At 69.5% G+C, this 21578-nt stretch carries 22 protein-coding genes; 8 read left to right on the top strand and 14 right to left on the bottom strand.

The genetic code is table 11. The features are described 5' to 3' along the window. Positions 1-3 precede the first annotated feature (3 nt). Both H7J06_RS12050 and tap read right to left on the bottom strand, forming a co-directional pair. Positions 4-1632, bottom strand: a complete 1629-nt coding sequence (locus tag H7J06_RS12050; protein WP_264039093.1) for an L-lactate permease — start codon at positions 1630-1632, stop codon at positions 4-6. A 55-nt stretch (positions 1633-1687) separates the two neighbouring features. After that, positions 1688-2926, bottom strand: a complete 1239-nt coding sequence (gene tap, locus H7J06_RS12055) for a multidrug efflux MFS transporter Tap (protein ID WP_264039094.1) — start codon at positions 2924-2926, stop codon at positions 1688-1690. A 75-nt stretch (positions 2927-3001) separates the two neighbouring features. Here tap and H7J06_RS12060 point away from each other — a divergent pair, with 75 nt between their 5' ends. Beyond that, positions 3002-3823, top strand: coding sequence for a uracil-DNA glycosylase (locus tag H7J06_RS12060; protein WP_308205770.1), 822 nt, complete (start codon positions 3002-3004; stop codon positions 3821-3823). A 77-nt stretch (positions 3824-3900) separates the two neighbouring features. Then, the gene (locus tag H7J06_RS12065; protein WP_264039095.1) at positions 3901-4953 is read left to right on the top strand and encodes an LLM class flavin-dependent oxidoreductase; all 1053 of its coding nucleotides are present in this window, start codon (positions 3901-3903) and stop codon (positions 4951-4953) included. On the opposite strand, the gene H7J06_RS12070 is transcribed toward H7J06_RS12065, so the two are convergent. After that, positions 4950-5396 (bottom strand): nitroreductase family deazaflavin-dependent oxidoreductase, encoded by a 447-nt coding sequence (locus H7J06_RS12070; RefSeq protein WP_264039097.1) that lies wholly within the window; start codon positions 5394-5396, stop codon positions 4950-4952. The two genes, H7J06_RS12065 and H7J06_RS12070, sit on opposite strands and share 4 nt — an antisense overlap. A 109-nt stretch (positions 5397-5505) precedes the next feature. Here H7J06_RS12070 and H7J06_RS12075 point away from each other — a divergent pair, with 109 nt between their 5' ends. Beyond that, positions 5506-6465 carry an amidohydrolase family protein gene (locus H7J06_RS12075; RefSeq protein WP_264039098.1) on the top strand — a complete coding sequence of 320 codons (960 nt, stop codon included), beginning with the start codon at positions 5506-5508 and terminating at the stop codon, positions 6463-6465. On the opposite strand, the gene H7J06_RS12080 is transcribed toward H7J06_RS12075, so the two are convergent. The 4 genes from H7J06_RS12080 to H7J06_RS12095 form a co-directional block, all read right to left on the bottom strand. Then, positions 6462-6887, bottom strand: a complete 426-nt coding sequence (locus H7J06_RS12080; RefSeq protein ID WP_264039099.1) for an HIT family protein — start codon at positions 6885-6887, stop codon at positions 6462-6464. The two genes, H7J06_RS12075 and H7J06_RS12080, sit on opposite strands and share 4 nt — an antisense overlap. A 23-nt stretch (positions 6888-6910) precedes the next feature. Further along, positions 6911-7813 carry a hypothetical protein gene (locus H7J06_RS12085; RefSeq protein WP_264039100.1) on the bottom strand — a complete coding sequence of 301 codons (903 nt, stop codon included), beginning with the start codon at positions 7811-7813 and terminating at the stop codon, positions 6911-6913. A gap of 126 nt (positions 7814-7939) precedes the next feature. Continuing rightward, on the bottom strand, positions 7940-8422 hold the full coding sequence (locus tag H7J06_RS12090; RefSeq protein WP_264039101.1) for a DNA-deoxyinosine glycosylase: 483 nt from the start codon (positions 8420-8422) through the stop codon (positions 7940-7942). A 39-nt stretch (positions 8423-8461) separates the two neighbouring features. Further along, positions 8462-9220 (bottom strand): DUF899 family protein, encoded by a 759-nt coding sequence (locus H7J06_RS12095; RefSeq protein WP_264039102.1) that lies wholly within the window; start codon positions 9218-9220, stop codon positions 8462-8464. 90 nt (positions 9221-9310) lie between these two features. Here H7J06_RS12095 and H7J06_RS12100 point away from each other — a divergent pair, with 90 nt between their 5' ends. Next, positions 9311-10435, top strand: a complete 1125-nt coding sequence (locus H7J06_RS12100; protein ID WP_264039103.1) for an adenylate/guanylate cyclase domain-containing protein — start codon at positions 9311-9313, stop codon at positions 10433-10435. Here the strand turns inward: H7J06_RS12100 and H7J06_RS12105 are convergent. From H7J06_RS12105 to H7J06_RS12120, 4 genes are read right to left on the bottom strand one after another with little or no spacing between them, the layout of a single operon-like run. After that, positions 10419-12554, bottom strand: coding sequence for a heavy metal translocating P-type ATPase (locus tag H7J06_RS12105; protein WP_264039105.1), 2136 nt, complete (start codon positions 12552-12554; stop codon positions 10419-10421). The genes H7J06_RS12100 and H7J06_RS12105 overlap by 17 nt on opposite strands. Then, positions 12551-12751, bottom strand: a complete 201-nt coding sequence (locus tag H7J06_RS12110; RefSeq protein ID WP_264039106.1) for a cation transporter — start codon at positions 12749-12751, stop codon at positions 12551-12553. The genes H7J06_RS12105 and H7J06_RS12110 overlap by 4 nt, the downstream gene beginning before the upstream one ends. A gap of 42 nt (positions 12752-12793) precedes the next feature. After that, positions 12794-14377 (bottom strand): class I adenylate-forming enzyme family protein, encoded by a 1584-nt coding sequence (locus tag H7J06_RS12115; RefSeq protein ID WP_264039107.1) that lies wholly within the window; start codon positions 14375-14377, stop codon positions 12794-12796. Beyond that, a complete protein-coding gene (locus H7J06_RS12120; RefSeq protein WP_264039108.1) occupies positions 14374-15261 on the bottom strand; it encodes an AIM24 family protein in 888 nt (295 codons plus the stop codon). The genes H7J06_RS12115 and H7J06_RS12120 overlap by 4 nt, the downstream gene beginning before the upstream one ends. A 93-nt stretch (positions 15262-15354) precedes the next feature. On the opposite strand from H7J06_RS12120, the gene H7J06_RS12125 reads away from it, so the two are divergent. Both H7J06_RS12125 and abmR read left to right on the top strand, forming a co-directional pair. After that, on the top strand, positions 15355-15558 hold the full coding sequence (locus H7J06_RS12125) for a hypothetical protein (RefSeq protein ID WP_264039109.1): 204 nt from the start codon (positions 15355-15357) through the stop codon (positions 15556-15558). Positions 15559-15625: 67 nt separating this feature from the next. Next, on the top strand, positions 15626-16168 hold the full coding sequence (abmR, locus tag H7J06_RS12130) for an ATP-binding transcription factor AbmR (RefSeq protein WP_264039110.1): 543 nt from the start codon (positions 15626-15628) through the stop codon (positions 16166-16168). Here abmR and H7J06_RS12135 read toward each other — a convergent pair. Further along, positions 16165-18066: an ABC transporter ATP-binding protein gene (locus H7J06_RS12135; RefSeq protein ID WP_264039111.1), complete on the bottom strand. Its 1902-nt coding sequence runs from the start codon at positions 18064-18066 to the stop codon at positions 16165-16167. The genes abmR and H7J06_RS12135 overlap by 4 nt on opposite strands. Beyond that, positions 18063-19796: an ABC transporter ATP-binding protein gene (locus tag H7J06_RS12140; protein ID WP_264039112.1), complete on the bottom strand. Its 1734-nt coding sequence runs from the start codon at positions 19794-19796 to the stop codon at positions 18063-18065. The genes H7J06_RS12135 and H7J06_RS12140 overlap by 4 nt, the downstream gene beginning before the upstream one ends. A gap of 117 nt (positions 19797-19913) precedes the next feature. Here H7J06_RS12140 and H7J06_RS12145 point away from each other — a divergent pair, with 117 nt between their 5' ends. Together H7J06_RS12145 and H7J06_RS12150 are read left to right on the top strand one after the other, a co-directional pair. After that, on the top strand, positions 19914-20492 hold the full coding sequence (locus H7J06_RS12145; protein WP_264039113.1) for a DUF3558 domain-containing protein: 579 nt from the start codon (positions 19914-19916) through the stop codon (positions 20490-20492). A gap of 62 nt (positions 20493-20554) precedes the next feature. After that, positions 20555-21052 (top strand): DUF3558 domain-containing protein, encoded by a 498-nt coding sequence (locus tag H7J06_RS12150; RefSeq protein WP_264039175.1) that lies wholly within the window; start codon positions 20555-20557, stop codon positions 21050-21052. Positions 21053-21058: 6 nt separating this feature from the next. On the opposite strand, the gene H7J06_RS12155 is transcribed toward H7J06_RS12150, so the two are convergent. After that, complete coding sequence (locus tag H7J06_RS12155; RefSeq protein ID WP_264039114.1) at positions 21059-21562, bottom strand: SixA phosphatase family protein; 504 nt, start codon at positions 21560-21562, stop codon at positions 21059-21061. Between the last annotated feature and the right edge of the window lie 16 nt (positions 21563-21578).

Genomic DNA, 21578 nt, shown 5'->3' on the forward strand with positions numbered 1-21578 from the left:
GTGTCATGGCACCATCCACGACAAGATGGGCGAGGACTGCAGCGCCGACAGCGCGCAGAGCACGAGGAGGAAGCCGAGACTCCACAGGACCACTCGGCGGAAGATCTCGCCCTCCTTGCCGTCGAGTCCCACCGCCGCCGCGGCGATGGCGAGGTTCTGCGGCGAGATCATCTTGCCGAGCACGCCGCCGGAGCTGTTGGACGCGGCCATCAGGACCTCGGAGAGCCCGGCCTGGTTCGCGGCGGTCACCTGCAGTGCGCCGAACAACGAGTTCGCCGACGTGTCGGAGCCGGTGACCGCCACGCCCAGCCAGCCGAGGATCGGCGACAGCAGCGCGAACGCCGAACCCGCCCCGGCCATCCAGGTGCCCAGGGTGATGGTCTGGCCGGACACGTTCATCACGAAGGCCAGCGCCAACACCGCCATCACCGTGAGGATCGCCCACCGAAGCTGGTGCAGTGTCGCGCCGTAGGCCTTGACCGCCCTGGGCGCCGAGAGTCTCAGCACGACCATGGTGAGGAGACCGGCCACCAACATCTGCGTGCCCGGGGTGGTGAGCAGGTTGAGGGAGAACTTGGCGAGGCTCAGCGGATTCCCGTCGGCGCCGACCACGTCGAGGCCGGGCCAGGTGAACGTGAACGTCGCACCGTCCAGCAGCCGCTTCACGGCACCGATCTGGCAGACGACGAAGACCGCGATGATGATGCCGTAGGGCGCGTAGGCCTTGACCACGTCCGCCCGGGAGTCGGTCACCTCGTCGTCATCCGGCCCGTCGCCCGTTCCCGAGCCGCCAACACGCGCGGCGACGTCGGCCGTGCGGGTCGTGCGCTGGACCCGCACCATGACGACGACGGCGGCTGCGGACGCCAGTGCCGCCACCACGTCGGCCAGCGGCACGGAGACGAAGTTGGAGGTGGCGTATTGCGCTGCGGCGAACACGATTCCGCAGACCAGCGCGACGGGCCAGGTCTGGCGGAGGCCGCGCCGACCGTCCACGATCGCCACCAGGGCCAGCGGAACGAACAGGGCGAGCAGCGGCGTCTGGCGGCCGATCATGGCGCCAAGCGAGTCGACGGGCAGTTCGGTGACCCGGCCCAGGGTGATGATGGGGGTGGCCATCGCGCCGAAGGCAACGGGTGCGGTGTTGGCGACCAGGGCGAGCACCGCGGCCTTCATCGGCTGAAAGCCCAACGCCATCAACATCACCGAGGTCACCGCGACCGGGGTGCCGAAGCCGGCGAGTGCCTCCATCAGCGCGCCGAACGAGAAGGCGATGATGATCGCCTGAACGCGTTGGTCGTCGCTGACGCTGGCGAACGAGCGGCGCAGGACGTCGAAATGACCGGTCGCGACGGTCATCTGGTACACCCAGATGGCGTTGATGACGATCCACAGGATGGGGAAGAAGCCGAATGCCGCGCCCTCGGTGCCGGCGAGCAACGCCTGTCCCACGGGCATGCCGTAGACGACGATCGCGATCGCGAGCGACACCGCCAGGGAGATCAGCGACGCCACCCATGCGGTCATCTTCAGCGCGCCGAGCAAAACGAACAGCAACAGCAGCGGAATGGCCGCCACCACCGCGCTCCAGGCGAGCGAGTTGGCGACCGGATCGAGAACTTGCTGGTACACGGCGGACCTCGATTGTGGTGTGCGTCACATCCGCCTGTGTGGTTACCCAAACCCCCTAGTCGGAAACAGCGCGATCCGGATCGCGGTCCAGGTGCCGCAGCGCGGGCAGGAAGATCGCCGCCAACCCCAGCAGCAGCATCGGCAGTGACAGCGCCAGGAACGTGACGTGCAGACCCGCTGCGTCGGCGAGCGGACCCGCGACGATCAGGCCGAGCGGACCCGCCGCGTACGCCAGCGAGCCCATCACGCCGACCACCCGGCCGCGCAGGTGCGCCGGTGCCTGGGTCTGCATGACGTAGTTGTAGATCGGGGCGATGGGCCCGTAGACGAATCCGACGACGGCGCACAGCAGCAGGATCACCGGCAGCGGCGGCAGGAAGGCGATGACGGTCATCGACACCCCGAGCACCAGCAGTGCGACGAGCATGATCGTCCGCCGGTTCGAGTACTTCGACAGCACCGCGTAGCCGAGGGCGCCGACCAGCCCGCCGACGCTCAACGCCACCAGCACCCACCCGAGTTGGGCGGGCTCGCTGCGGTCGGTGAAGTACTTGGGGAACAGCACGCTCTCCATCGGCATGTACAGGCCGGTGGCGGTGAGGTCGACGAACGCCAGCGTGCGCAGTACCGGGGTGTTCCAGACGAACTTCAGCCCCTCGACGACGCCGGCCCACACCTGGGGCATGTGTTCGCGGTTCGGGACGCCCGCGCCCTCCAGTCGCAGCACCGCGACGGCCGAGATCGACAGCACGAAGGCCCCGGCCGTCACCCACATCGAGTTGACGCCACCCAGGGTGGTGATGAGCAGGCCGCCGACGCCGGGACCGACGATGTAGGCCAGGTTGAACACCGCCTCGTAGACGCCGTTGGCGCGGTCGAGCGTCCAGCCCGCCCGGTCGGCCGCCTCGGGCAGCATGGTCTCGCGGGCGGTCATGCCGGCCGGGTCGAAGAACGCACCCAGCGCCGCCAGGGCGGCCAGCACCGTCACGTTGACCGCGTCGGCGTCGAAGGTCAGCGCGATCACCGGGACCGCGGCCACCGAGACGGCGGACAGCCCGTCGGAGATCATCGACACCCGCCGCCGGCCCAGATAGTCGACCGCCGCCCCCGCCATCAGGGTGGCGACCAGCAACGGCAACGTCCCCGCCATCGCGACGATCGACGCGTCGACCGCAGAACCGTTGCGCTGCAACACCAGCCACGGGAAGGCGACGAGGGAGATGCCGTTGCCCGCCCCGGCGGTCAGCGCCGCGAAGAAGATCAGGAAGAGGGGGCGCCGGGTGGTGGTGATCATGAGTTATCGGGGCTGAATCTAACAGCGCGTCCGCCCGGTCCGCGAACCATTTTCCCGCACGTGCACAGTGGGGGGGTGAGACTGCCGCATCCGCGAACGGGCGAGCTCTACGACTCGCCGGTGCCGCCCGGGACCGGCTGGCCGGGCGACCCCGCCGGCCCCGACACCGCGGTCGCGACGACGCCGGGGCGGGTGCGCAGGTTGGCCGCGGGCGCCCGTGACGTCGGACTTCTCGACGCCGAGGTCAGCGTCTGCCGGGCGTGCCCGCGGCTGGTCGCCTGGCGCGAGAAGGTGGCCGTCGAGAAGCGCCGGTCCTTCGCCGGCGAGCCGTACTGGGGCCGGCCGGTGCCCAGCTTCGGCTCGACCACGCCGACGATCCTCGTCGTGGGGCTCGCGCCCGCCGCCAACGGTGCCAACCGGACGGGTCGCGTGTTCACCGGCGACCGCAGTGGCGACGTCCTGTTCGCCGCGCTCCACCGCGCCGGCCTCGCGAGTTCGCCGCTGAGCGTCGACGCCGCGGACGGCTTGACCCTGGTCGACACCCGCATGGTGGCACCCGTCCGCTGCGCCCCGCCGGACAACGCCCCGACACCGGAGGAGCGCGCCACGTGTGCGCCGTGGTTCGATGCCGAGTGGCAGCTGGTGCGGCCCGGCGTGCGCGCGATCGTCGCGCTCGGCGGGTTCGCGTGGAAGGTGGCCTTGGGCATGGTGCGCGCCGGCGGCGGGACGGTGCCCCGGCCGCTACCCAAGTTCGGCCACCTCGCGGTCGCGCAGCTTGGTGACGTGGCGCTGATCGGCTGCTACCACCCCAGCCAGCAGAACACCTTCACCGGTCGGCTCACCCCCGCGATGCTCGACGACGTGTTCACCACCGCCCGAGCGATTTGTGGTGTTTGAGGAGCGCTCACCGCTCCTGAACGCACACGAATCGCCCGACGGGGAACGATCCCACCGGCCCGGCGGTTGAATGAAGCGTGCGACTTTCGGTACTAGACCTCGTCCCGGTCCGCAGCGACCAGACCACCTCCGATGCGCTCGCGGCGACGGTGCACCTCGCCCAGACCGCCGACGAGCTGGGCTATACGCGCTACTGGGTGGCCGAACACCACAACATGCCCGCCGTCGCGGCGACCAGCCCACCGGTCGTGCTGGCCTATCTGGCCGCGCAGACCCGGCAGTTGCGGCTCGGCTCCGGCGGGGTGATGCTGCCCAACCACGCACCGCTGGCCGTCGCCGAGCAGTTCGCGTTGTTGGAGGCGGCCGCCCCCGGACGCGTGGACCTGGGCATCGGGCGGGCGCCCGGCTCGGATCCGGTGACGTCGATGGCGTTGCGCGGCGCCGCCGGCCGCGACGACAGCGACATCGAGAACTTCCCCCAGTACCTCGACGACGTGGCGGCGCTGATGAGCACCTCCGGCGTGCGGGTGGCCGTGCGCAGCAGGGGCCTGCTCGACCAGAACTACGTCCTCAAGGCGACGCCCGCCGCCTCGAGCGAACCGCGGCTGTGGCTGCTGGGATCGTCGCTGTATTCGGCGCACCTGGCCGCCGCGAAGGGCCTGCCGTACGTGTTCGCCCATCACTTCTCGGGGCAGGGCACCGAGGAGGCGCTCGCCACCTACCGGTCCGAGTTCCGGCCAAGCGACGTCGCCGCCGCGCCCGTCACGTTCATGACGGTCAACGCGTCGGTCGCGCCCACCCGCGAGGAGGCGATGGACCTCATGCTGCCCAACCTGCACATGATGGCGTTCCTGCGGACCGGTCAGCCGTTGCGCGCACTGGACCTGGTCGAGGACGCGAAGCGCGTCGAGCTCAGCTTCCAGCAGGAGGCCGTCGTCGACGCCGGTTTGGAGCGCGCCATCGTCGGATCGCCGACCGAGGCGGCCGATCAGGTGCGCGAGCTGGCCACCCACTTCGGCGTCGACGAGGTGATGGTCAACCCCGTCGGCTCGGCGTTCCACGGCGTCGACCCCCGGCTGGCGCCGGCCCGTGATCAGACGCTGGAACTGCTTGCCAAGGAGCTCTTCTAGGGCGTCAGCGCGATGATCGGAATCGGCCGCGAGGTCCGCTTCTGGTACCCGTCGTACCGGTGGGAGTTGTTCTCGTTGACCAACTTCCACAGTCGGGCGTAATCCGGGTCGTCGGAGCCGATGACGCGCGCCGTGGCGGGCATCCGCTTGGGGCCGACGTTGATCTCGACCTTCGGATTCGCCTTCAGGTTGAAGTACCACCCGGGGGCCTTGGGGTCACCGCCCTTGGACGCGACGACGTGATACGAGCCGCCGTCGAGGGCGTAGCTGAGCGCGTTGGTGCGCGCGATTCCGGTCTTCGCGCCGACGGTGTGCAGCAGCAGGATGGGTGCCTGTCCGGGGATCTTGTGTCCGACCCAGCCGTTGGTCTTGCGATAGATCGCGTCGTGGACCTTGAGAAGCGGAATGCCGAGGTAGCGCTCCCATACGGGAATGGTGCTCATGGGCCTCAGTCTGTCATCCGAGGGTCGTGTGGAGGCGTTGCCATAGCTCCCTGCGACTTGTGTGGCGGCTGACATTGTCGACCGCCGTCGCGTCGCGCATCGTGGAGCCATGACGACTGGTCCGATCGACGTCCACGCGCACTGGCTACCCAAGGAGCTCTTCGGCCTTCCGCCTGGCTCGCCGCTGCCTCCGCTTCACGGCCGCGAGGGTCAGATGTACCTCGGCGACTTGCCGCTGTACATCGAGACCGACGCCATGACCGATCCGCGTCGCGTGCTCGCCGACACCGACGCCGCCGGGCTCGGCACCAGGGTGATCTCGGCGCCGCCGTTCGCCTTTCCCGTCGCCGACGCCGCCGGGGTGGACGACTACGTCGCAAACTTCAACGACGCGTTGACCCGCGCGTGCCGCGACAGCGGTGACCGACTCCTCGGGCTTGGTCTGGTGTCGCTGCACGACCCCGATGCCGCCCGCGCGCAGATGGACCAGATCGCCGCAACCGACGTCGTACGTGGCATTGCCGTACCGCCGCTGCTGGGGCCCACGTCCTTCGACGTCGCGCCCATGCGAGAGCTGTTGAGGGCCGCCGCCGAACGCGATCTTGCCGTGCTGGTGCATCCGATGCAGCTGCCGCGGCCGGAGTGGTCGTCCTACTACCTGGTCAACCTGATCGGCAATCCCGTCGAAACCGCCACTGCCGCAGCGTCATTGGTGTTGGGCGGCGTGCTCGAGGAGCTACCCGACCTTCGGATCTGCATGCTGCACGGCGGCGGCTGTGCGCCGGCCCTGGTGGGGCGGTGGCAGCACGGCTGGGAGAAGCGCGCCGACGTCCGCAGCGCGGAAACCCGTTCGCCGCGCGAGGGTTTCGCCGGCCTGTGGTTCGACACCCTGACCCACGACGCCGCGGCGCTGGAGTTGTTGCGCGCGCACGCCGACCCCTCGCACCTGATGTGCGGCAGCGACTATCCGTTCGACATGGGGTTGCCGCAACCGCTCGAGTTGCCCCACGCCGCAGGCATCGACGACGCCACGCTCGAACGCAACGCGCGGCGCTTCCTAGGGCTTTAGGCGTCGAGGGTCGCCAGCGCGTCGCGCAGGATGCGGGCCGTCTCCTCCCGATCGGGATCGCGGCGGACCACCAGCCCCTTGGCGAAGGACAGCTTGTCGCCGGTCTTGCGCGGGGCGACGTGCAGGTGGATGTGGAAGACGCTCTGAAACGCCGCCTTCCCGTCGTTGACGACGACGTTGTTGCCGTCGGCGTGCAGGCCCGACGCGCGGGCCGCCCTGGCGATGCGCTGGCCGATGCGCATCATGGCGGCGACGGTGTCCGGCGGGGTGTCGGTCAGGTCGACGGTGTGCGTCTTGGGGATGACGAGCACGTGCCCGCGCACGATGGGCCGGATGTCGAGGATGGCGACGTACTCGTCGTCCTCGTAGACGCGGATGGCCGGTGCGTCACCGGCGACGATGGCGCAGAACACGCAGGGCATGAGGCCACCGTAGTTCGCCCGGGTCACGCCTTCGTGAAGGCGGGTCGGGTGTGGGCCGCGTGGGCCCGGTCGTCGCCCGGCTCGCCACGGGGGTCGAGCATGGCGACCACGTCCTCGGGCATCGGGGAGAGGTCGGCTGCGCGGACGAAGTCGCGAATCGACGAGCCCGTGCAGCGGCCGTCGACGTTGCGCGCGCCGAGCCCGGCCCGGACGTCGCCGACGTCGACGGTCGCGAAGTCGACCGAGAAGCGGGTCCGGTCGCCCTCGTTCGGGACGGTGGAGTACAGGTGCTGACCGGAGAACTGCAACACACCGCCGACCGGGGTGACGAACACGCTGGCCGAGAACGGGTCGACCGCCTCGGTCGCCACGGGAAGGGGCGATGTCGGTCCCACGGCGCGGGCCCACCCGTGGTGGTCGTAGTCGGCGGAGTCGTTGGCGATCGCCTGGCTGAAGTACTCGAGGTGAAGCGCCACCGCGTTGTCCTCGTCCACCTCGTAGACCGGCATCCAGTGGTTCACCTGTGCCAGGGGAGCCGCGCGCCAGGTGTCGCGGTGCGGACGCCAGGCGTCGACCCCGGCGACGTTGCCGGTGGACACGCACAGGCGCGGGACGCCGACGTAGGTGGTCTCCGGGTCGCAGCCGCGCTCGAGCAGGAGAGCCCGGAGGAGGCGCGTCGACTCCGGGTGGTGGGTGAAGCGTCGGGTCAGCGTTCCGATGACGGCGTCGTGGTCGGCGACGGGCAGATCGAACTGGGCCAACTCGGGGTCCCGACCCCCGAAGGCGTCACCGATCAGCTCCCTGGCGAACATGGCCAAGGCGATGGACGTGGGCGAGGCAGAGGTGACGTTGACCGCACCGCCGTGGACGAGGGCGCGTCGGACGCGGCTACCCACCGGCTGGTCGAAATGCACTGCGATCGACATGGGCCGATACCTCCACCCGACGACAAGGCGTTAGCTGCGAGTTAACTGGAGCCAACGAATTCAAGGGTAGTCGCTCGACCACGCCGCCGTCGAGGTTTGCGCGGCCGTTGCCACGCACAGCGGTCGTCAGGCGACGTCGCGCCACCTGTCCAGCTTGTCGGCGAACGACATCGGCAACGCCCCACTGCTCGACGGCAGCCGCACCGCGGGGATCTCGGTCTGGACCCGCGCCTCGAACAACTCGAAGGCGGTGAGCCCGTTGACGAAGATCCGCTGGATACCCGGGTGCCGGGCGAACAGCGGTCCGAAGTCGTTGACCGTCAGCGTCGCCTTGTCGATCTTCGCGTCCAGGCTGCCCACCCGACGGCAGCTGTGGACCACGTCCCACAGCGCGACTCCGTGACCCGTCAGGGCGTCGACCCGCTCCTGATACGGCAGGTCCACGCCGACGTCGAACAGGGTGGCCATCAGTTGCCAGAACTGATTCCGCCGGTTGGCGTAGTACTCGCCGGCCACCAGCGACCGCTCACTGGGAAACGACCCCAGGATGAGCACCCGGGCGGCGTCGCCGACGACGGGTGGCAGGCCTACTCGCATGGGCTCGGTCATCGTTCCTCCGATCCTCCCAGAAGGCCGGGGACGATCGGGTCAGCGGTCGTCGTCGCGGCGCCCCAGGGTCGTCACCGCCGTTGCGCCGGGGCGAGTCCACTGCGGTACCGGACGACTGGTCGGGCCCCAGGTGGGATTCCCGTCCGCGTCCGCACGCCAGGACCAGCACGAGTGCCGTCCCTCTGGCCATCCGTCGGGGTCGTCCTCCCACTCCTCGCCACGACCGTGGGGAGTCATGTCGAGAAGGCCCATCGAGCCGTTGACCCGCTCGTTGCCTCGGCCCGTCGTGGAGTAGGTGAGGAACGTCCGGTCGCCGAGGCGCAGATACGACGCGAGGAAGCCCATCGGGCCTCCGGCCGGGCCGTCCACGTCGCGCACGGAGTACCAGGGCTCGGTGTAGCCCATGAACTCCAGGTAGGGCGCCACCTCGTCCCACGCGCCTTCGGTGAGGACGGCATACGAGACACCGCGGGCGTTGAGGTACACCGAGTCCCTGACATGCCACGCCGTGGTGGTGCAGCCCTCGCACTGCCCCTGGTGCGGGGCGCCGTCGTGCCACATGTGCTTGTAGACGACGAGTTCGTCTCGCCCGTCGAACAATTCGAGGAACGGGACCGGGCCGCGGGGCCCGACGACCGCGACGGTGCCGTCGAACTCCACCATCGGCAACCGGCGGCGGGCGGCGGCGATGGCGTCACCCTCGCGGGTGTGGGCCTTCTCGCGGAGAAGCAGCTCGTCACGGGCGGCCTGCCAGGTAGTGGCGTCGACGATGGGCGGATGGCCGGTCGGCGTGGTCATGGAGTCCTCCTGGAACGTCGGGTAACGGTATGGACGAGTCTGCGGGCCGGAACTCATCGCGGCCCGGAAGTCGTCGGATACGTTGAGCCGGTGAAGGACCTCGATGACCTGGACGCGGCCGGCCTGCTGGACGGGCTGGAGGGAACGGCGCGATCCGAGCGCGCCGAGCTCGTCGAGTGGCTCACCTCGAAGGGCTACACCGCCGCCCAGATCCGCGAGTCGTTCGCCCCGATGCTGCTGGCCACCCGCGGGGCCCTCGGAGACGACGGGACCCTGGTCTCGGCCCGCGACATCAGCGAGGCCGCCGGTCTGGATCTCGAACTGCTGGAACGCATGATGCGTGCGGTCGGCCTGCCGAGGGTCGACGATCCCGACGCCGTGGTGCTGCCCAAGTCCGACGCGGAGGCCTTTGCCAACGCGCGGAAGTTCCTCGACCTCGGCATCACCGCCGACCAGGTGGTGCTCGTGCTGCAGGTGCTCGCCGAGGGGTTGACCCGGGCGGCCGAGGTGATGCGGTACGCCGCATTGGCCGCCGTGCTGAAACCGGGCGCCACCGAGCTGGAGACCGCGAAGGCCTCCGAGGCGCTGGTGGCGCAGGTGGCGCCGCTGCTCGGCCCGATGATCGAGGACACGCTGCGGCTGCAGCTGCTGCACATCATGGAGGACGAGGCGGTCACCAACACCGAACGGGCCGAAGGGCTTCCGCTTCCGGGCGCCCGCCTCGTCACGACCGCGTTCGCCGACCTCGTCGGCTTCACCCGACTCGGGGAGGCCGTCCCGCCCGAGGATCTCGAGAAGTTGGCGCACCGGCTCGCCGACCTGGCACGTGAGGTCGCCGAGCCCCCGGTCCGCTACGTCAAGAGCATCGGCGACGAGGTGATGCTCGTCAGCAGCGATCCCGTCGCGATGCTGCACGCCGTCCTGAATCTGCTGGACGCCACCGAGGTCGACGAGGACTTCCCCCGACTGCGGGTGGGCCTGGCCACCGGCATGGCGGTGAGCCGGGCGGGCGACTGGTTCGGCAACTCGGTGAACCTCGCCAGCCGGGTGACGGGAGCAGCCCGGCCCGGTGCCGTCCTGGTCTCGGAGTCCACCCGGGAGGCCGTCGGCGAGGTCGACCAGTTCACGTGGTCCTTCGCCGGCGCGCGACGCCTCAAGAACATCAAGGACGAAGTGAAGCTGTTCCGGGTCCGAAGGGCTAGCGGGACGGAGTGAACCGCCGCAGCCGCAGGCTGTTGCTCACCACGAAGACCGAGCTGAAAGCCATTGCGGCGCCGGCGATCATCGGATTGAGCAAGCCGAGCGCGGCCAGCGGGATGGCCGCCACGTTGTAGGCGAACGCCCAGAACAGGTTGCCCCTGATGGTCCGCAGGGTGGCGCGGGAGAGCCGGATGGCGTCGGCGGCGGCGCGGAGGTCGCCGGTGACGAGCGTCAGGTCCGACGCCTCGATGGCGACGTCGGTGCCCGTGCCCATCGCCAGCCCGAGGTCGGCCTGGGCGAGGGCGGCGGCGTCGTTGACGCCGTCGCCGACCATTGCGACGACCCTGCCCTCGGACTGCAGCCGCTTGACGTGGTCGAGCTTGTCGGCGGGCAGCACCCCCGCGATCACCGCGTCGACGTCGGGGTCCATCCCGATTTCCACCGCCACCGCGTGGGCCGCGCGCTCGTTGTCGCCGGTCATCAGGATCGGTGTCAGCCCAAGGCGGCGCATGTCCCGAATCGCCTCTGCGGCGGTGTCCTTCACGGTGTCGGCGACGACGATCACGGCGCGGATCTCGTCGTCGACGGCGATCCAGACCGGGGTCTGGCCTAGTGCTTCGGCCTCGGCGGCCGCGGTGAGGAGGTCCGCCGGTGCCACGAGGGCCCGCTCGTCGCGCAGCCACGTCAGGCGTCCCGCGGCCACGGTCTGGCCCTCGACCACGCCGACGACGCCCCGCCCGCCGTGATTGGCGAAGTCGGTGACCGGCGGCAGCGCGCCGGCGGCGGCCGCTCGAGCGGCGACGGCGCGGCCGATCGGATGTTCCGATGCGTTCTCCAGAGCACCCGCGAGCCGCAGGGTGTCGTCGTCGCCCACCACGCTCGCGACGCTCATTCGGCCCGTGGTGACGGTGCCCGTCTTGTCGAGCACGATGGCGTCGACGCGGCGGGTGGACTCAAGCACCTGCGGTCCCTTGATCAGGATGCCGAGCTGGGCACCGCGGCCGGTGCCCACCAGAAGCGCCGTCGGGGTGGCGAGCCCGAGCGCGCAGGGGCAGGCGATGATCAGGACGGCCACGGCGGCGAGGAGCGCGGCGGCGGCCGAGCCGCCGGCCAGCAGCCAGCCGGCGAACGTGATTGCTGCCACGGCGATCACGACGGGCACGAAGACCGCGGAGACGCGGTCGGCCAGCCGCTGCACGTCGGCCTTGCCGCTTTGGGCGTCCTCGACCAGGCGCGCCATCTGAGCCAGCTGGGTGTCGGAGCCGACGCGGCTCGCACGGACGTGGAGCAGTCCGCTGACGTTGACGGTGGCTCCGGTCACCTCGTCGCCGACGGCGACCTCGACGGGCACCGACTCGCCGGTCAGCATCGAGGCGTCGACTGCCGACGCACCGCCGACGACCACGCCGTCGGCGGCGACCTTCTCGCCGGGCCGCACCACGAAGACGTCGCCGACCGCCAGTTGGTCGACGGGGATGCGCTCCTCGCGGTCGCCCCGGACGACGGCGACGTCCTTGGCGCCCATGTCCAGCAGTGCCCGCAGGGCGGCGCCGGACCGGGTCTTGGCCCGCGTCTCGAAGTGGCGCCCGGCGAGGATGAAGGTGGTGACGACCGATGCCACCTCGAGGTAGAGCTGGTGGTGGTCGTCACCGGCGACGACTTGCCACGCCGACCACAGATAGGAGGCGAGCACCCCGATCGAGACCAGGGTGTCCATCGTCGTGGCGCCGTGTCGCAGGTTGGTGATCGCGGCCCGGTGAAAGGGCCACGCGCCCCAGCTGACCACGGGAGTGGCCAGTGCCAGCGCGAACCACTGCCAGCCGGTGAACTGCCATGCCGAGATCATCGACACGGCCAGCACCGGCACGCTCAGGGCGGCCGAGACGACCAGCCGGCGTCGGTAGTCGTCGTCGTGGTTGCGGTCGGAGCGGTGAATCGTCGCGGTGTACCCCGTGGCCTGCACGGCGGCCACCAGGTCGTCGGTGGTCACGCCCGCGTCGAAGTCGACGGCGGCCTGTTCGGTGGCGTAGTTGACGCTCGCGCGCACGCCGTCGATCTTGTTGAGCCGCTTCTCGATTCGTGCCGCGCAGGAGGCACACGTCATCCCGTCGACGGCGAGGGTGACGGTGCTCATGGTGTCGTCACGTCGTAGCCGGCGTCCTCGATGGCCGCCGCCACGGCGTCCACGTCGGGGCTGCCCTCGACGCGCACCGTGCCGTCGGCGAGTGCCACGTCGACGGCCGTCACCCCGGGCAGTGGGGACACCGCGGAGGTGATCGAGGCGACGCAGTGCGCGCAGCTCATGCCGTGCACTTCCAACAAGACGCTCATGCCGCCACTATATACCCATAGGGGGTATGGGTAATTGAGCGATTAGTCACCCCGGCCAGCGGCGAACGACGCGGCCAGCGTCTTCTTGTCGACCTTCTCGCCGGCCAGCGTCGGAAGCGGCTGGGCGCGAATCTCCCAACGGGTCGGGATGGCGAAGTAGGAGAGCACGCCCGCGACGTGACCGGCCAGCTCCGCAGCGGTCGGCGGCTCGGCGTCGGCCTGATGGACCACCACCGCCACCAGTTCCTCGCCGAGGTCGGGATGGGGCACGCCAAGGGCGGCCACCTCCACGACGGCGGGATGGCTGGCGATCGCCGCCTCGACGTGCGGGCAGGCGATGTTCTCCCCACCCCGGATCACGACGTCCTTGCTCCGGCCGTCGATGAACAGGTAGCCGTCCTCGGTGAGGTGCCCGAGGTCGCCGGAGTGCAGCCAGCCGTCGCCGTCGACGGTCTCGGCGTTCACCGCGGCGTCGACGCCGACGTAGCCGTTCATCACCGTCGGCGAGCGCGCCAGCACCTCGCCGACGCCGTCGGCGTCCGGGTTCGCGATCCGGATCTCGACGACGGGGTACGGCCGTCCCACCGAACCTGGGTGGACGGCGAGATCGCGAGCGTCGGCCACGGTGAGGAAGCCGCCTGCTTCTGTCATGCCCCAGGTGTTGCTCAGTCCCCGTTCGCGCAGCTTCGGCAACTTGGCGCGGATCCGGTCCAGCAGGGCGGTGGTGACGGGTGCCCCGCCCAACGGCCAGGACTTCAGGCTCGACAGGTCGTACGACGCAAAGTCGGGGTGCTCCAGGAGGCGAATTGCCATGGTGGGCACGGCCCCCCACACCTGAATGCCCTCGCGCTCGATCAGGGCGAGGATCCGGCCCGCGTCGAATCGGCCCTCCGTCATGACGATCTTGCCGCCGGTCAGGAAGTGGGTGAGCAGGCTCGACAGGCCGCCGACGTGGAACATGGGCGTCGTCGCCAGGCTGACCACCTGGACGGAGTTCTCGTCGAGCAGATGGGGCAGCCGACCGGTGCGATGCAGGATGTCGTGCTGGTTGCAGATCACCGAACGACGGGACAGTTCAACGGCTTTCGGCATCCCGGAGCTGCCGGAGGTGAACAGGATCAGCGCGGCCGCGTCGCCGTCGGACTCGACCGCGGGGGAGGCCTCGACCGCGGGTCCGTCGAACGCGGCGCGCAGATCGCCGAGCGGGCTGACCGGCACCGGCACGTCGAGCGTGGTGTCGGCGAGCACGTGGGTGGGTGCGAGAACGCCGACGGCGTGGTCGATTTCGGCCGTACTCCACCACCGGTTCGCCAGCACGGGCACCGCGCCCTCCAGCCACAGCGCCCACAGCGCGACGATCCACTCGGGACCGTTGTATCCGAACACCATGACGCGGTCACCGGAGCGGATGCCGAGGCCGGCGAGCTGAGCCCTCGCGGCGTGGGCGGCAGCACGGAAACCGGCGAAGGTGACGCGGCGCTCGCCGTGCACCAGGAAGGTTCTGTCCGTCCACACCTCGGTGCCGGCCATCAGCTCGGCAAAACCATCGGGTGCCCGGTCGTAGAGCAGTCCCGGGTGGCCGCCGTAGGTGCTCGTCCGGACCTCGGTTCCCCACGTCTGCGTCACGGCGTCGGAATCTGGATGCCCTCCGAGGGCTGCACGATGACGAAGCCTCGGCCCTGGAAGGAGACCTGGACGGCCTCGCCCGAACCGCGACCGATCAGTGCGCCCGCCTTGAAGCTGGCCTTCAACTGGGTCTGCAGGTTCGCCGACCACGCGACGACGGCGTTGGTGTCGGCGTACGTCGGCGCCTCCCCGGCGTCGAGCACCACGGGTGGCCCGTCGGTGGTCAGCGCCACCCAGCCGGTGCCGCGCAGCGTGGTGTTGAACAACCCGCCGGTGGCCATGCTGCCGCCCTTCACCCGTTCGATGTTCCAGTCCAGGCTCGAGGAGAACGCCAGCACGTTCTTGCCGCTGATCGACAGACCCGAGTTCTCGAGGTTCAGCAGATGCACGTCGTGGGCGAGTTCGGCGAGGAACACGTCGCCCTGCCCCTGGCACCGCATGAGCGGTACGCCCTCGCCGGTCAGGGCCTTCTTGATGAACTTCGACGCCCCGCCGCCCTCGAAGGCGAAGTCGACGTTGCCCTGATAGGCGACCATCGATCCCTGTCGCGCCATGAACGGCTCACCGAGGCGGACGCGAAGCAGCTTCGCGTTCTGGTTGGCGATCGGCGTGGACTCCTTCTCGGTGAACCGGCCGTCGACCAGGTCACCGGTGATTCCCTCGAAGCCGTCGCCGGCGGGTTGACCGGGGTCGTACGTCGACGCCTGCGGGGCCTGGGACTGCACCTGCGCCTGGGCTTGCGCCGCGGGTGGGACACCCAGCGGCGCCTGGCCAGCCTGCCCCTGATGGAACACCTGATCGGTCCACCCGCGGCCGTCCCACCAGCGGTACTCGTATCGGCCCTCGGGATCGGGCTGCCAGCTTCCTTGTCCGGGTCCAGTCACCGTGTCGCTCCTCGGTTCGATGTCGGCGTCTCCTTGCCCAGACCCTAGGCCAACGCCGGTGGGTCGAGGGGCGGGTGCTGGCATGCTGGGCAGATGTCCAAGGAGATCGACCCGGCGCGTGCCCGCAGCGCCCTCGAGGTCGTCAAGCAACACCCCGGAATGGTCCTGTTCCTCGCCTCGCCGGGAATCGTGGCGGTCGTCGCGGTCTGGCTGCTGGCCGGTGCGGGCTGGGGGATCCTGCTCCTGCTCGCGCTCGTTGTCGGCGGCGGTGTGGCGGTCGCGCGCAAGCTGCGCTGACGGCCTGGTCCGTTCGCCCTGGGAGAAGTCTGCCCCGTTAAGGCTGTAACAACGTAATCATGTAATCATGAAACAACATCACCGCGGCCGCTCCGGCGGCTGGCAGCAGTCCCAACAGCCCGACGCCACCGACGCCCCCGACTGGATCGCCGGACGCCTACCCGAGGGCTGGTTCTCGGGTGACCCGACGGTCGTCGTCGACCGCGAGGAGATCACCGTCGTCGGCCACCTCCCCGACGCCGACGGCGAGGAGAGCGACGCCCGTGCCTCCGGTCGTGCCGCACGCTTCCGCGAGGAGACCCGGTCGGAGCGGATGCGGATCGCCGACGAAGCCGAGCATCGCTACGGCCGCAAGGTGGCCTGGGGTGTCGAGGTCGGTTCGGAACGAATCCTGTTCACCCACATCGCCGTACCGGTCATGACGCGCCTGCGGCAGCCCGAGCGTCAGGTGCTCGACACCCTCGTCGACGCCGGCGTGGCACGGTCGCGATCCGATGCCCTGGCCTGGTCGGTGCGGCTGGTCGGCGAGCACGCCGACGAATGGCTCGGCAAGCTGCGCGACGCGATGAGCACGGTCGACGACCTCCGCGCCGAGGGCCCCCAGCTCTAGGCCTGGGTCATCGACCAGTACTCGCCGTGGCGGGCCATCAGCTCGTCGTGACTGCCCCGCTCGACTATCCGGCCCGCCTCCATCACCAGGATCACGTCGGCGTCGCGAATCGTCGAAAGTCGATGCGCGATGATGAAACTCGTCCGGTCCCGGCGAAGTTCGGCGGTGGCCTGCTGGATCAGCAGCTCGGTGCGGGTGTCCACCGAGCTGGTGGCCTCGTCGAGGATCAGCAGTCTCGGCTGGGCCAGGATCGCCCTGGCGATGGTGATCAGCTGCTTCTCGCCGGCGCTGATGTTGCCGCCGTCGTCGGTGATCCGGGTCTGATATCCGTTCGGCAGCGTCGCGACTAACCGGTCGACGTGAGCGGCCTTCGCGGCCTCGATCACCTGCTCCTCGTCGGCCTCGGGACGACCGTAGGCGATGTTGTCGTAGATGGTGCCGCCGAACAGCCAGGTGTCCTGTAGCACCATGCCGATGCTGGACCGCAGGGCGTGGCGGCTCATCGCGGTGATGTCCACGCCGTCGACGGTGATGCGCCCGGAGTCCACCTCGTAGAACCGCATCAGCAGGTTCACCAGCGTCGTCTTGCCCGCCCCGGTGGGACCGACGATCGCCACGGTGCTGCCGGGCTCGGCCACCAGCGACAGGTCCTCGATGATCGGCGTGCCCGGCCGGTACTCGAACCCGACGTGCTCGAACTCCACCCGTCCCGGCCCACGCCGTTCGGGTGCCGAGCCCGTCGGGTCCGGTGTCTGCTCCTCGGTGTCGAGGAAGTCGAATACCCGCTCCGCACTGGCGATTCCGGATTGCAACGTGTTGTACATCGACGCGACCTGCGTCAGCGGCTGGTTGAACTGGCGGACGTACTGGATGAAGGCCTGGATGCTGCCGAGCGAGATCTGGCCGGTCGCCACCTGCAGGCCGCCGACGACGGCGACCGCGACGTAGCCGAGGTTGCCGACGAACGTCGTCGCGGGGGACACCAGGCCGGACAGGAATTGCGCCCGGAAGCTGGCCTGGTACACGTCGCCGTTCAGTTCCCGGAACCGGTCTTCCGCGATGGCGCGGTGGCCGAAGGTCTTGACGACGGTGAACCCGCTGTAGGTCTCCTCGACGTGGGCGTTGAGACGGCCGGTGTTGCGCCACTGCGCGATGAACTGGTCCCGGCTGCGGCGCGCGATCGTGCGAGTCGACCACAGCGACAACGGCACCGTCAGCACGGTGATCAGGGCAAGCACCGGCGAGATCGTCAGCATCATCGCCAGCACCGCGACGACGGTGAGGATCGACGTCAACAGCTGGCTGATCGTCAACGACAACGACGACTGGATGTTGTCGACGTCGTTGGTGACCCGGCTCAGCACCTCCCCGCGTTGCCGAGAGTCGAAGTACGACAGCGGCAGCCGGTGCACCTTGTCCTCGACGTCGGAGCGCACCGCCACCATCGTGCGCTGGATGATCACGTTGAGCAGTCGGGCCTGGATCCAGATCATCAGGGCGGCAACCAGATACAACACGAGCGCCAGCAACAGCGTCCGGCCGACGGCGGCGAAGTCGACGCCCTGCCCCGGCACCACGTTCATGCCGGACAGCAAGTCGGCGAAGGTGCCGTCGCCGCGCGCCCTGGCCGCCTCGACCGCCTGCGCCTTGGTGATGCCGGCGGGCAGCTGCCGGCCGATCACGCCGCTGAACAGCAGGTCGGTGGCGTGCCCGAGGATCAGCGGCCCCACCACCCCGATCGCGATGCCGACGACGCCGAGCAGCAGCACGATGACCGTCGGAAGCCGTTGCGGGGTAAGCCTCCTCAGCAGCCGTACCGCCGTTCCGCGGAAGTCCTTGGAACGCTCCGTCGGCGTGTCGAGGCCGGCGTTGAGCCTGCGGCCGACCGGCCCGGTCATCGGATGGCCCCGGTGACGGCCTGGGAATCCGCGAACTCCGCATACACGGGGCAGTCGACGAGCAGCGACTCGTGCGTGCCGGTGCCGACGACGGCGCCGTCGTCGATCACCACGATCTGGTCGGCGTCCATCACCGTCGAGATGCGTTGGGAGACGATGAGCACCGTCGAGTCGGCGGACACCTCGCCCAGCGCGGCCCGGACCCGCGCGTCGGTGCGGACGTCGAGGGCGGAGAACGCGTCGTCGAACAGGTAGATCGCCGGGCGACGGATCACCGCGCGGGCGATCGCGAGCCGCTGCCGCTGTCCGCCGGAGAAGTTGATGCCGCCCTGGGCCACCCGCATCTCCAACCCGTCGGCGTGCGCGGCGACGAACTCCTCCGCCGAGGCGACGCGCAGCGCGGTCCACATCTCGTCGTCGGTGGCGTCGGCCTTGCCGTAGCGAAGGTTCTCGGCAACCGTCCCGGAGAACAGGTAGCCGCGCTGGGGGACCAGTCCGATCGTCGACCACAGCCTCTCGACGTCGTAGTCCCTGACGTCGACCCCGTCGACGGCCACCGACCCCTCGGTGACGTCGAACAGCCGGCAGATCAGGGAGACGAGCGTCGACTTGCCGGACCCCGTCGACCCCACCACGGCGGTCGTGGTGCCGGGCCGCGCCACCAGGGAAACCCCCTGCAGCACGGGTCGATCCGCGCCGGGGTAGCGGAAGCTGGCGTCGACGATCTCGACGGCGCCCCGAGCGAGAACCGGGCTCTCGGGCGTGTCGGGACTGGCGATCGCGGGCGTGGTGGAGAGCACCTCGCTGATGCGCTCGGCACACACCGAGGCGCGCGGCAACATCACCACCAGAAGCGTCGCCATGAGGACGGCCATCAGGATTTGCATGAAGTAGGACAGGAAGGCGATCAGGGAGCCCACCTGCATTTCACCCGAGTCGATGCGCATGCCGCCGAACCAGATGAGCGCGACGCTGGACACGTTGATCACCAGCGTGGTGAACGGCAGCATGAGGGCCTGCAGTCGGCCGACCGTCATCGCCGTGTCGGCCAGCGCCTCGTTGGCCTCGCGAAACCTGCTGCGCTCGAACGGTTCCCTGGCGAATGCGCGGATGACCCGGATGCCGGAGAGCTGCTCGCGCATCACCCGGTTGATGCCGTCGATCAGCCGCTGCATCCGACGGAAGATTGGCAGCAGCTTCGCGACGATCACGTAGTTGGACAGCGCCAACAGGGGCACGCTGACCATCAACAGCCATGACAAGCCCGCGTTTTGGTGGATCGCCATCACGATGCCCCCGACGCACATGATCGGTGCGGCGATCAGCATGGTGCACGTCATCTGCAGGAGCACCTGAATCTGCTGGACGTCGTTGGTGGTGCGGGTCAGCAGCGTCGGCGCGCCGAAGCGGGCGGTCTCCTCGGCGGACAGGCCGGTCACGTGGTGGAACATCGCCGATCGCAGATCGCGGCCGAAGCCCATGCCCACGCGCGACCCGAAGTAGACGGCGCCGATCGCGCAGAGCACCTGCAGGGCGGTGACGCCGAGCATCATGGCGCCGAGCTCGACGATCGTGGTGGTGTCACCCTTGGCGACGCCGTCGTCGATGATCGCCGCGTTGATCGTCGGGAGGTACAGCGAGGCCAGCGAGCTGACCATCTGGAGGCCGCCGACGACCGCGACCGACCCGCGGTACGGTCCCGCGTACCGTCGCAGCAACGCCCAGAGCATTCCGCAACTGTCGCACACCTCACCGCGTCCGCCGACACCCGTGGATTTCCTTAGAAAACTCCAGGTCAGTCGGCATGTCGGTGGTTGTGGCCCAAGCCTGCCGCTACAGTGTCGGGCGTGACGGGAAGACGCGGCCACCGCCTGGGCGGACGCAATACGAAGGCGTTCGCGGTGCTGGCCGCCGCCGTGATTCCACTGGTTGCGGCCTGCTCCGGCAGCTCCGACCAGCCGACCGGTTCCGGCAGCTCGTCGGCGCCCGCGCCCGCGGCCGACGCCAAGCACGGACCGATGATTCCCGAGTGTGGCGGCATCACCGACCAGACGATGGCGCAGCTCACGCAGATCAACGGACTGGTCAACACCGCCAAGACGTCCGTCGGCTGCCAATGGTTGCTGGGCGGCGGCATCCTGGGACCCCACTTCTCCTTCAACTGGTACCGCGGCAGCCCAATCGGCCGCGAACGCAAGACCGAGGAACTGTCGCGCACCAGCGTGGAGGACATCAACATCGAAGGCCACGACGGGTTCATCGCCATGAACGCCGACCCGACCCTGGGCACCTCGCTGTGCGAGATCGGCATCCAGTTCGACGACGACTTCATCGAGTGGTCGGTCAACTTCACGGAGAAGCCGTTCCCCGACGCCTGCGACGTCGCCAAGGAACTCACCCGCCAGTCGATCGTGAACTCCAAGTGAGCACCACGAGCCGGTGGCGCCGGAGCCTGGCCGTCCTGTTCGCCATCCTGGCCACGGTGACGATGCTCGTCGGCTGTACGCGTGACGTGTCCGGCCAGGCCGTCAAGGCGGGTTCCGGCGGCAACACGCCCCGCAACGACAACTCCGCCAAGACCTACCCCAACCTGCTCAAGGAGTGCGACGTCCTGACCACCGACGTCCTCGCCAAGACCGTCGGCGCCGATCCGCTGGACATCCAGAGCACGTTCGTCGGCGCGCTGTGTCGCTGGCAGGCGCTCAACCCCGCGGGGCTGATCGACATCACCCGGTTCTGGTTCGAACAGGGCAGCCTGGACAACGAACGCAAGGTCGCCGACTTCCTGAAGTATCAGGTCGAGAGCCGTGCGGTGGCGGGCGTGCAGTCGATCGTCATGAAGCCCAACGACGCCAGCGGTGCGTGCGGCGTGGCGAGTGACGCGGCCGGCGTGGTCGGGTGGTGGGTCAACCCACAGGTGCCCGGCATCGACGCGTGCGGCATGGCGATCAAGTTGATGGAGTTGACGCTCAACACCAACAACTAGGGCCGACTACCGCGGCACGTGGAAGTCGACCAGGGTCGCGCCGCCGACCTCGAGGCGCGACCAGGGGTGTTCCGTGGCGAGCACGGCGATCGCCGACGTCGGATACTTCTGCGTCATCCGTTCCAGCGCTTCGGCATCGGAGCCGGGGCCGGCGAGGGCGAACGCCAGGCTCGACGTCGTCGGTTCGTGGCCGACCACCAGCAGCGTCTTCACGTCCTCGTCGACGTCGTTGACGAGGTCGACCACGATGCCGGGCCGGGAGTCGTAGAGGGAATCCTCGTAGCGGATGTCGGCCTCTATCCCGGTGCGCGCCAACGTCTCGCGCGTGCGGGTGGCCGTCGAGCACAGCACGGCGTCGACGTTGCCGACGTTGGCCCTGATCCAGTCGCCGGCCAGGGCGGCCTCCCTGACGCCCCGCGGGGCCAGTGGACGCTCGTGGTCGGCGACCCCGTCGGGATAGTCGGACTTCGCGTGCCGGAGCAGCACCAGGGTGCGTACGGGTGTCGTCATCGACATCACGTTACCC

Origin of the sequence: Mycolicibacterium hodleri (assembly GCF_025822245.1) — a bacterium.
Lineage (GTDB): Bacteria > Actinomycetota > Actinomycetes > Mycobacteriales > Mycobacteriaceae > Mycobacterium > Mycobacterium hodleri.

Coding starts and splice junctions, on each gene's coding strand:
- tap (WP_264039094.1), bottom strand. CDS start 2,926: ATGATCACCACCACCCGGCGCCCCCTCTTCCTGATCTTCTTCGCGGCG.
- H7J06_RS12070 (WP_264039097.1), bottom strand. CDS start 5,396: ATGAGCACCATTCCCGTATGGGAGCGCTACCTCGGCATTCCGCTTCTC.
- H7J06_RS12075 (WP_264039098.1), top strand. CDS start 5,506: ATGACGACTGGTCCGATCGACGTCCACGCGCACTGGCTACCCAAGGAG.
- H7J06_RS12080 (WP_264039099.1), bottom strand. CDS start 6,887: ATGCCCTGCGTGTTCTGCGCCATCGTCGCCGGTGACGCACCGGCCATC.
- H7J06_RS12085 (WP_264039100.1), bottom strand. CDS start 7,813: ATGTCGATCGCAGTGCATTTCGACCAGCCGGTGGGTAGCCGCGTCCGA.
- H7J06_RS12090 (WP_264039101.1), bottom strand. CDS start 8,422: ATGACCGAGCCCATGCGAGTAGGCCTGCCACCCGTCGTCGGCGACGCC.
- H7J06_RS12095 (WP_264039102.1), bottom strand. CDS start 9,220: ATGACCACGCCGACCGGCCATCCGCCCATCGTCGACGCCACTACCTGG.
- H7J06_RS12105 (WP_264039105.1), bottom strand. CDS start 12,554: ATGAGCACCGTCACCCTCGCCGTCGACGGGATGACGTGTGCCTCCTGC.
- H7J06_RS12110 (WP_264039106.1), bottom strand. CDS start 12,751: ATGAGCGTCTTGTTGGAAGTGCACGGCATGAGCTGCGCGCACTGCGTC.
- H7J06_RS12125 (WP_264039109.1), top strand. CDS start 15,355: ATGTCCAAGGAGATCGACCCGGCGCGTGCCCGCAGCGCCCTCGAGGTC.
- abmR (WP_264039110.1), top strand. CDS start 15,626: ATGAAACAACATCACCGCGGCCGCTCCGGCGGCTGGCAGCAGTCCCAA.
- H7J06_RS12135 (WP_264039111.1), bottom strand. CDS start 18,066: ATGACCGGGCCGGTCGGCCGCAGGCTCAACGCCGGCCTCGACACGCCG.
- H7J06_RS12140 (WP_264039112.1), bottom strand. CDS start 19,796: ATGCTCTGGGCGTTGCTGCGACGGTACGCGGGACCGTACCGCGGGTCG.
- H7J06_RS12150 (WP_264039175.1), top strand. CDS start 20,555: ATGCTCGTCGGCTGTACGCGTGACGTGTCCGGCCAGGCCGTCAAGGCG.
- H7J06_RS12155 (WP_264039114.1), bottom strand. CDS start 21,562: ATGACGACACCCGTACGCACCCTGGTGCTGCTCCGGCACGCGAAGTCC.